The sequence below is a fragment of the Streptomyces sp. NPDC058289 genome (assembly GCF_042880975.1).
GTDB classification, from domain to species: domain Bacteria; phylum Actinomycetota; class Actinomycetes; order Streptomycetales; family Streptomycetaceae; genus Streptomyces; species Streptomyces stoeckheimensis.
This window is the reverse complement of sequence record NZ_JBHVYI010000164.1, coordinates 1-9,517: the sequence shown is the minus strand read 5'-3', so window position 1 is coordinate 9,517 and position 9,517 is coordinate 1. Positions and strand designations below refer to the sequence as shown.

At 74.1% G+C, this 9,517-nt stretch carries 6 protein-coding genes; 1 reads left to right on the top strand and 5 read right to left on the bottom strand.

Annotated elements, in window-relative coordinates:
• Positions 1-299: 299 nt before the first annotated feature.
• The gene (locus ACFVX6_RS39835) at positions 300-3,140 is read left to right on the top strand and encodes a LuxR C-terminal-related transcriptional regulator (protein WP_389699476.1); all 2,841 of its coding nucleotides are present in this window, start codon (positions 300-302) and stop codon (positions 3,138-3,140) included.
• 69 nt (positions 3,141-3,209) lie between these two features.
• Here ACFVX6_RS39835 and ACFVX6_RS39830 read toward each other — a convergent pair whose 3' ends face one another.
• From ACFVX6_RS39830 to ACFVX6_RS39810, 5 genes are all read right to left on the bottom strand, one after another.
• Entirely contained in the window at positions 3,210-4,655 is a 1,446-nt protein-coding gene (locus ACFVX6_RS39830; RefSeq protein WP_389699475.1) for a glyceraldehyde-3-phosphate dehydrogenase, read from the bottom strand.
• Positions 4,656-4,736: 81 nt separating this feature from the next.
• Complete coding sequence (locus ACFVX6_RS39825) at positions 4,737-5,396, bottom strand: NADPH-dependent FMN reductase (RefSeq protein WP_389699478.1); 660 nt, start codon at positions 5,394-5,396, stop codon at positions 4,737-4,739.
• 131 nt (positions 5,397-5,527) lie between these two features.
• Positions 5,528-6,295, bottom strand: a complete 768-nt coding sequence (locus ACFVX6_RS39820; RefSeq protein WP_389699474.1) for a 3-hydroxybutyrate dehydrogenase — start codon at positions 6,293-6,295, stop codon at positions 5,528-5,530.
• A 122-nt stretch (positions 6,296-6,417) separates the two neighbouring features.
• Positions 6,418-7,839, bottom strand: a complete 1,422-nt coding sequence (locus tag ACFVX6_RS39815) for a 3-hydroxybutyrate oligomer hydrolase family protein (RefSeq protein WP_389699473.1) — start codon at positions 7,837-7,839, stop codon at positions 6,418-6,420.
• A 95-nt stretch (positions 7,840-7,934) separates the two neighbouring features.
• Positions 7,935-9,512 carry a PHB depolymerase family esterase gene (locus tag ACFVX6_RS39810; RefSeq protein WP_389699477.1) on the bottom strand — a complete coding sequence of 526 codons (1,578 nt, stop codon included), beginning with the start codon at positions 9,510-9,512 and terminating at the stop codon, positions 7,935-7,937.
• Positions 9,513-9,517: the final 5 nt, after the last annotated feature.

The following is a 9,517-nucleotide window of genomic DNA, read 5'->3' as shown; positions in this document are numbered from 1 at the left end:
ATACCGATATTTACCTGGTTCTGTTGGGATCGTTTTTTTTTATAAGACCCCGGCGTCCCGGCCCCGCGGCGCGGGGCCCGGGACGCCGTACGGCGGGCCGTCCGGACCGCGCCCCCGCTCCTCCCGTGGAGGGCGCGGTGCTCCGGGTCTGCCACCCCGCACCCGGAGCGCGGACGGCCCGCCGTCGCACCACCATCGCCGGGAGCGGGACCCCTTGGCATCAGGGGAAACCCTTGATCCCCCGGCCCGGCGGCACCCGGCGTTGTCACGGGAACCGCCGCCGCCTACGGTGCCTCCTCGTGACGCCAGACAGCGACCCTGCCGACCCTGCCGACTCCGCCAAGCCCGCGCCGGACGCCGGGGGCCGGTACCGGGTCTCGGGCGCGGCCGCACACGCGGCCGCAGTGCTGGAGCGCGAGGGGCGGTTGGCGCTCGCCGGCCCCTGGGGCGCGGGCAAGACCACCGTGCTGGAGGAGGTGCTGCGCACCCTGCCCTCCGGCTCCGGCTCCGGCCGTACGGTCCTGCGCGTCACGACGGTCGAAGAGGACCGCGACCACGTCTTCGGCGCGCTCGCCCAGATGCTGTCCCACTGCGGACCGGACCGGCTCGCGGTGCTCTCGGGCAGGCAGAACGAGGTGGTCGACCGGATCCTGCACCGCGGAGCCGACGAACCGCTCGCCGCCTCGGAGCAGTTGCCCGCACGCCTCGCGGTGACCGCGCTGCTCGCGTCGGGCCGCTGGATCCTGGCCGTGGACGGGGCCCAATGGCTCGATCCGGCCAGCGCCGACGTCCTCGGCTACGCCGTGCGCACCCTCACCGCACCGGGACTCACCGCGATCGTTACCGAACGCGTCCACGGCCGCGCACAGGCCGCCGCCCGGCTGCTCGGCGGGCATCCCGTCCAGGTCGACGTGGACCCGCTCGACTCGGAGGAGACGGCCGCCCTGCTCGACGCGCACGGCCTGCCCACCCGCTGGGCGGGCCCCCTGCAGAGCCACTGCGGCGGCCACCCCCTGCTGACCTCCGTGTCCTGTACGGCACTTGCGCGGCTGCCCGCGTCCCAGCGGCACCGGCCCGCCATGGCCGAGCAGGCGGTCGACGCGGCCGGGGCCTGGCTGCACTCCACGCTCGGCGAACCCGCCCGGCACACCCTGATGCTCGCCGCCCTGACGAGCCGGCCCTCGCTGCCGCTCCTCCTGCGGGCGGGCCGGTCCGACGCCGAGGAACACCTGGCCCAGGCCCAGGCCGCCGGGGTACTGAGCGTGGACCCGGCGAGCGCCGTCCGCTTCACGGCGGCGGCCCTGGCCCGGGCCGCCGCCCGCTTCGGGGCCAGGCCCCTGCGTGCGGCCGCCCACCTGACGCTCGCACGGGCCGTCGGGGACCCCGTACACGAGGTGCGCCACCGGGCCCTGGCCGCGGACCTGCCCGACCAGGGACTGGCCGAGGACACCGAGACCGCCGCGGCCACCGCCCGCGAAGCGGGCGAACGGGCCCTGGCCGCAGAGCTGTTCCTCTTGGCCGCCGAGATCACCCCGCCGGCCCGCTCCGCCCTGCGCATCCGCAGGCTCTCGTACGCGGCCCAGGAGGCGGCCTGCGCCGGCTCGGTCGACGTCGCCCGGCAGGCGGCCGACGCGCTGACCGCCGGCAGGGCCGAGCCCACCGACCAGGTCACCGCGCTGCTCGCCGTCGTCGACGCCCACGGTCAGGCCGTCTCCGATCTGGAGCCGCTGCTCGCGCGCTGCCGGGAACTGGCGGCGGGCCACCCCGACCTCCTCGCCGCCGTCGAGCTCCGCGCGGCCATCGCAGCCAACGTGGCGCACGCGGCCCCGGAGCGGGCCCTGCGTGCGGCGGGCCGGGCCGCCGAACTCGCAGCAGCCGGCGGCCACCGACCCCTGCAGGCGGCCGCCCTGACCATGCGCGCCCGGATGGAACGCGTCCTCGGCACAGCCGACGCGCCGGGCACGCTCGCCGAGGCCCTCGCCCTGGGCATACCGGCCCAGCACTCCGGCATCCGCAACAGCGCCCAGTACCTCGCCGCCCGGCACGCCGTCTTCGACGACCGGCTGGCCGAGGCGCGCGAACGGCTCCTGGAACTGCTCGCGCTCGCCGAGCACGAGGGCGACGCCGAGGACCTGGTCGACATCTGGCGCAGCCTCGCCGAGGTGGACACCCGGCTCGGGGCGTGCGCCCCGGCGCTCGCGTGGGCCGATCAGGCCGTACGGCTGTCCACCGGGGCGGGGCTGTCCATGGGCCCCGCCTGGTACACCGCGGCGCTGACGCAGAGCGCCGCCGGATCCTTCGCGGCCGCCCTGCGCACCGCCTCCTGCGGGGCCCGCGCCTCGCAGGAGGAGGGGGACGGACTGTACGTGTCGCGCAACCTCTGGGTCATGGGCGCCGTCCAGCTGCACACCGGGGACGTCGCCGACGCCGTGGCATCCCTCACGGCAGTCGCCGAGGCGGAGCGGCACGTCCCTCTCGCCGACCCCGGCATGTTCCGCTGGCAGCCGGACGCCGTGGAGGCCTTCACCTGCGCGGGCCGGCTCGACCTGGCCCGTGCACTGCTGGAGCGCGCGCGGCCCGCCCCGGGTCGGGCCGGAGCCGACTCGGGACCGGGGGCGGCGCTGGACCGCGCCCACGGGATCCTGCTGGCCCGCGGCGGCGCCGTCGAGGAGGCGAGCGGCCTGCTGCGCCGCACGGCGGCCGCCTTCGAACGGCTTGGCCTGCCCCTGGAACAGGCCCGTACGCTGCTCGCCCTGGGCCGGGTCGAGCGGGCCCGCAGACGCCAGGCGGCCGCCCGCGCGGCCTGGGAGGCGGCCCGGGCCGTCTTCGACGACACCGGCGCCCGCCCCTGGCAGGAGCTCACCCGGGAGCTCCTCGACCGGGCGGGCGGATCGGCTCCGGCCACGGGGCCGGCCCCGGGCGCAGGGAGGCTGACCGAGTCCGAGTCGCGCTTGGCCGACCTCATTTGCCAGGGGGCCACCAACCAGCAGGCGGCCCAGCACATGTTCATCTCGGTCAAGACCGTCGAGGGCATGCTGAGCCGCGTCTACCGCAAGCTCGGCGTCCGCTCGCGCACCCAGCTAGCGGCGGCCCGCGCCGCCGCGGCCCCGGGCCGGGACGGACGAACGCCCCCCGTGTGACCTGGGGTCACTCGGGGGGCGTCCGGTACATCCGGTACATCCGGTCCTACGGGGACGGGGTCCTGGGGATCAGGCCGCCGGCGCCGGGTAGGTCGGGTACTCGACTCCGGAGACGTACTGGACGACCCGGACGACCTGGCAGGAGTAGCCGAACTCGTTGTCGTACCAGAGGTAGAGGATCGCGTTGTCCCCGTCGACCTTGGTGGCGCCCGCGTCGACGATCGAGGCGTGACGCGAGCCGATGAAGTCGCTGGAGACCGCGTCGGGCGCCGTGGTGAAGTCGATCTGGCGCTTCAGCGGCGAGGTCAGCGACACGTCGCGGAGGTAGTCGAGCACCTCTTCGCGGGTGGTCTCGCGGCCGAGCCGCAGGCTGAGGATCGCGATCGAGACGTCCGGCACCGGGACGCGGATCGAGCTGCCGCTGATCGGGGCCTTGAGGTCGGGCAGCGCCTTGGCGACGGCGGAGGCGGCACCCGTCTCCGTCATGACCATGTTGAGCGGCGCGGAGCGGCCGCGGCGATCGGCGCTGTGGTAGTTGTCCAGCAGGTTCTGGTCGTTGGTGAACGAGTGGACGGTCTCCACGTGGCCGCGCAGAACGCCGTACTCGTCCGCCATCGCCTTCAGCGGCGGGACGATCGCGTTGGTGGTGCAGGAGGCGCAGGACAGGATCTGCTCGTCCGGCTTGATCGTGTCGTGGTTGACGCCGTGCACGATGTTCGGGACGTCGCCCTTGCCCGGGGCCGTCAGGACGACCTTGTCGATACCGGGGCGCAGGTGCTTGGACAGGCCCTCGCGGTCGCGCCACTTTCCGGTGTTGTCGATCAGGATGGCGTCCTTGATGCCGTACGCCGTGTAGTCGACCTCGGACGGGTCGTTGGCGTAGATCACCTTGATCTCGTTGCCGTTGGCGATGATCGTGCTGGTCGCCTCGTCCACGGTGATCGTGCCCTGGAACTGGCCGTGGATCGAGTCGCGGCGCAGCAGCGAGGCGCGCTTGACGAGGTCCGCCTCACCGCCGCCGCGGACGACGATGGCACGCAGGCGCAGGCCGTTGCCGGAACCGGTCTTCTCGATGAGCAGCCGGGCGACGAGGCGGCCGATGCGGCCGAAGCCGTAGAGGACCACGTCGCGGCCCTCGCCGCGCTCGATCTTGTTGGCACCCGTGGCACCGGAAACGGCGCCGGCGGTGAACTCCTCCACCGACAGACCGCGGTCGTCCGCCGCGTACGACGCGGCGAGCATGCCGAGGTCGATCTGCGAGGGACCGAGGTCGAGGGTGGTGAGCGCCTGGAGGAAGGGGAGGGTCTCGGTGACCGAAAGCTCCTCACCGTCGATCTGGCGCGCGAAACGGTGGGTCTTGAGAATGCTCACCACGGACTTGTTCACCAAGGAGCGGCTGTGCAGGAGGATCGTGACGTCCCGCTCCCGGTGCAGCTTTCCGATGATCGGGATCATCGACTCCGCGATCTTCTCGCGGTTCTTCCAGTTGGTGAACGAGTCGTCATTGACAGTCACAGAATTATCTTTCGAGCTAGGCGGCGCTCATATGCTAACCCGCGCGCGGATCGCTCCTCGAGGCACCCCCTGAGCGGCCCGTCAGCCCTCTGTGCGCTGGGTCACGGGAGCGGTGCTCTCGTCGCCCAGGAACTCGTACCAGCGGCGCTGGAGGCACAGGTAGCGGGTGTCCGCCTCGGCGAGCGCGAGGAAGGAATCGACCGTGTCGGCCAGCCGCTCGCGCAGGCCCGGATCGGTCAGCTCGCCGTCCTCGCCGAAGGCCGAGTGCGCCATGGCGAGGCTGAACATGTCGGGGTACACCCGGGCCCCGAGGTGTTCGAGCGGCACCCGCAGCGCCCAGAGCCCGCGGTTCCCGCCGATCATCGACGGGGAGGCGGACACCAGCAGGGTCTGCTTGTCCTTGAAGGGCTGCGGCCGGAACCGGGACACCCAGTCGACGGCGTTCTTCACGACGCCGGGAACGGAGGCGTTGTACTCGGGCGAGGCGATCACCAGGGCCTGCGCCGCGACCAGCCGCTCGCGCAGGGCGGCCGATCCGGAGGGCTGGCCGTCCGCCTGCTCGGCGTCGCCGTCGTAGGTGGGCATCACGAAGTCCCCGATCCGGGCGAGGTCCGCGACGGCGCCCGAGCGCTCGACCTGACCGGCGACGAGCGCGGCCAGCCGGGCGTTCACGGAGCCCTCGCGGGAGGATCCCGCGAGGACGAGGACCCGTAGCGGGTCGGGTGAGGTGGTGACGTTCAGGGGATCCGGGGCGGCCGGATCCGTCGGGAACTTCGGGCTCTGGGACTGGTGCGCATCGGTCACGTGCGGGACCGTACGGGACCCGCCGCGGGTCCCCGCGGCGCGGCGCACGGGCTGTCACCCGGACGGGGTCAGTTGGCGCTCCAGCCGCCGTCCAGGGGGAGCGAGGTGCCCGTCACGTATCCGGTGTGCGGACCGCACAGCCAGAGTGCGGCCGCCGCGACCTCCTCGGGCTCGATGAGCCGCTTGATCGGCGACCGGGTCAGCAGCACCTCGGAGAGGACGTCCGCGGCGGGGATGCCGTGCGCGGCGGCCTGGTCCAGGATCTGCCCCTCGACCAGGGGGGTGCGGACGTAGCCGGGGCTGATGCAGTTGCTGGTCACCCCGTACGGGGCCCCCTCGATCGCGGTGACCTTGCTCAGCCCCTCCAGCCCGTGCTTGGCCGCCACGTAGGCCGATTTGTACGCGCTGGCGCGCAGCCCGTGCACGCTGGAGATGTTGACCACCCGGCCCCAGCGGGCGGCGTACATGTGCGGCAGCACGTGGCGCAGCAGCAGGAAGGGCGCGGTGACCATCACCTGCTGGATCAGGGCGAAGCGCTCGGGCGGGAACTCGGTGATCGGGGCGACGTGCTGGAGCCCGGCACTGTTGACCAGGATGTCGACGGCGGCGGGCAGCTCCGCGATGGCGGCGGGATCGGCCAGGTCGACGACGTGGGCGTACCCGCCGACGAGGCCGGCGACGGCCGCGGCCGCCTTCGCGTCGACATCGGCCACGTGCACGACGGCCCCGGCTTCGGCCAGGGCCGTCGCGCACGCCCGGCCGATGCCGCTGCCGCCGCCCGTCACCAGGGCGACGCGCCCCCGCGGACCGCTGGGGGAAGGAGGTTCGCTCGTCATGGCCCGAAGCCTAGGCAGGGCCGCGGGCGGCGCCCACGGTGCCGAACCCCATACTCGGCGCCACCCGTATGGAGACGATCACCATGCGGGCCCGCGGCGTGCGCGGCGGGCCCGGTGCGCCGTCAGGAGTCGAGCGGGCAGCTGGTCAGCAGGGCCGCCGGGGTGGCCGAGGGGTCCCGGGGGACGGTGTGTCCGAGCGGGGGCCGCACACCGTGGCCGATCCAGTCCTCCAGCGCGGTGAAGGCGGCGCGGTGGCAGGGGGTGAGGGGGCGCAGCCGGTCGGGGAAGGCGTCGACGAGCGAGTCCACGTGGGTGCCGCCCTCGATGCGGTAGTAGCGCAGCAGGTCCCCGCGGCCGGCCCGCCGGACCATCTCGGCGTAGACGTCGGAGTCCCGGGAGATGGGGAGCAGGACGTCGAGGGTGCCGTGCAGGGTGATCAGCGGTTTGCCGATCCGGCCGGTGAGCGCGACCCGCCGGACGGCGCGCCGGACCTCCGCCGGTCGGTCGGCGTAGGCGTAGTCGGCGTCACAGGCCGGGGTTCCGGGCGCGCAGAAGGGGGTTCCGGCCTCGGTCGGACCGTCGAAGCCCGGATCGAACTCCTCGCGGTAGATCCGCTGGGTGAGGTCCCAGTAGTAGCTGTGGTGGAAGGGCCACAGGAACTCCGAGCCGGCCGGGAAACCGGCGGCGAGCATCGCCTCGTGCGCCTGCCCGGCGTCCGGGCCGCCGGCCGCGTAGGCGGGGTAGGCGGCAAGCGCCGGGGGCAGGAAGGTGAGCAGGTTGGGCCCGTCGGCCCGCCACAAGGTGCCCTCCCAGTCCACCCCGCCGTCGTACAGCTCCGGATGGTTCTCCAGCTGCCAGCGCACCAGATAGCCCCCGTTGGACATGCCCGTGGCCAGGGTGCGGTCCGGCGCCCGGTGGTAGCGCTGCGCGACGACGGTGCGGGCGGCCCGGGTCAGCTCGGTGACCCGGGTGTTCCACTCGGCGACGGCGTCCCCGGGAGTCCGCCCGTCGCGGTGGAAGGCGGTCCCGGTGTTGCCCTTGTCGGTGGCGGCGAAGGCGTAGCCGCGCGAGAGCACCCAGTCGCCGATGGCCCGGTCGTTGGCGTACTGCTCGCGCACGCCCGGGGAGCCGGCGACGACGAGACCGCCGTTCCAGCGGTCGGGCAGCCGGATGACGAACTGCGCGTCGTGGTTCCAGCCGTGGTTGGTGTTGGGGAGGGCGGCCGGGGCGGCCGTGTCGGGGAAGTAGCCGTCGATCTGAATGCCCGGCACGCCCGTGGGGACGGTCAGGTCCCTGGGGGTGAGGCCGGCCCAGTCGGCCGGATCGGTGTGCCCGGAGGTTACGGTGCCGGCGGTCGTCAACTCCTCTAGGCAGTCGGCCTGTTGGTACTCGGCTCCCGGTACGTGGAGGTGGGTGCGGCGGGCACAGTGCGCGTCGGCCCCGCCGGCGGCGGCCGGGGGAGCGGGGAGCGCCAGCAGGGACGCGGCCAGGAGGGCGACGGCCGCGGTGGCGGTGACGGTGGCGGATCGGATGGCCGGTGGCATGGGGAGGCTCCAGGGGGCGCGTCGATACGGGGCTGGGGGGGCTGGGGGGGGCAGGGGGCCGGGCCGGAGGTCGGGGGTCTGGCCGGCCGGGCGGTTCAGGGGCAGCCCGCGTCGGCGATGACGAAGTAGCCGGCGGGCGCCTCCTTCAGCGTGTGCGTGACGTAGAGGTTGTAGAGGCCCAGGTTCTGCCCCGAGCCCTTGGCGTAGGCGTAGCTCCCGTCGGTCGTGGCCCGACCCGCCTGTACCTGCTGGTAGTTGTTCGCCTTCCAACACGCGGCGGGCGCGCCGGTCGTGCTCGCCGTGACCGGTGCCGAGCGGGCCCCGGCCGCTCCCGCGCCGTCGCGGGCCGCCACGGTCCACGTGTGCCCCGTACCGGGGGCGAGGCCACCGTCGGTGTACGGGGGCCCGGCCGGAGCGGCGACCTGGATCCCGTCCCGGTGGACGGCGTAGTCGGCGGCGCCCGGGACCCGGTCCCAGGTGAGGGTGACACTGGTGTCCCCGACGCCGGAGGCGGCCAGGCCGGTGGGCGCGGGCAGGGTGCCGGGACCGGGGCCGGGGTCGGTCGTGGAGCCGTCCAGACCGAAGAACTTCGAGATCCAGTGGGCGGAGCAGATCGAGGCGAGGAAGTACGCCGCCCCGGTGTGCCCGCACTGGCCCGGACCGGAGCCCGGATCGACCGGGGTGCCGTGCCCGATGCCGGGGACCCGGTCCACCTCGACGGCCACCGTGCCGTCGGCGGCCGGGTACTCCTCCTGGCGGGTCGCGTCGGGTCCGATGACGGAGGTGCGGGCGGGTGTCTGCGCAAGCCCGTGCAACGCCGTCCACTGGTCGCGCAGTTCATCGGCGTTGCGGGGAACGACGGTGGTGTCCGCGTCGCCCTGCCAGATCGCCACGCGGGGCCAGGGGCCGGGCCATGCCGGATAGGCGTCGCGGACCAACTGGGCCCAGGCCGCAGGGGACTTGTCCACCCCGGGGTTCATGCACGTGTAGGGGCTGCTCCCCTTGGCGCAGTCGTAGGGCAGCCCGGCGATCACCGCACCGGCCGCGAACACGTCCGGGTAGGCCGCGAGCATCACGGCGGTCATGGCGCCGCCGGCCGACAGGCCGGTGACGAAGGTGCGGGCGGGGTCGGCGGAGTAGGCGGAGGCTGCGTGAGCGGCCATCTGCCGGACGGACGCTGCCTCGCCCTGACCGCGCCGGTTGTCCGCGGACTGGAACCAGTTGAAGCATTTGTTGGGGTTGTTCGCGGAGGTGGTCTCCGCGAAGACCACCAGGAACCCGTCGCGGTCGGCGAGTTCGGTCAGTCCGGAGTGGTCGGCGTAGGTCTGGGCGTTCTGCGTGCAGCCGTGCAGGGCGATCATCACGGGCGGGTCCACCGGGAGGGAGGCCGGGCGGTACACGTACATGGCGAGCTGTCCCGGATTGGCCCCGAACCCGGTGATCCGCTGGAGCGCGACGGCCGCGCGGGCGGGGGAGGCGGGCCCGGCCACGACTCCCCCCACGGCCAGCAGCACCAGCGCGAGCAGCCGCACGAGGGCCCGGCGCGGCTGACCGTACGTCCGCCCGTGCAGCTGCCCGTACGGTCGCCCGCGCCACGGACGCCCGGGCGGCGACCCGGGCGTGCGCCGCCGGTCGGTGGACCGGGCGTCGGACGGTCTGTTGCGCAAGGTCATGGCGG

Excerpts from the sequence above, each read along its gene's own strand:
- ACFVX6_RS39820 (WP_389699474.1), bottom strand. The coding sequence starts at position 6,295 with ATGACGAGCGAACCTCCTTCCCCCAGCGGTCCGCGGGGGCGCGTCGCC.
- ACFVX6_RS39815 (WP_389699473.1), bottom strand. The coding sequence starts at position 7,839 with ATGCCACCGGCCATCCGATCCGCCACCGTCACCGCCACCGCGGCCGTC.
- ACFVX6_RS39810 (WP_389699477.1), bottom strand. The coding sequence starts at position 9,512 with ATGACCTTGCGCAACAGACCGTCCGACGCCCGGTCCACCGACCGGCGG.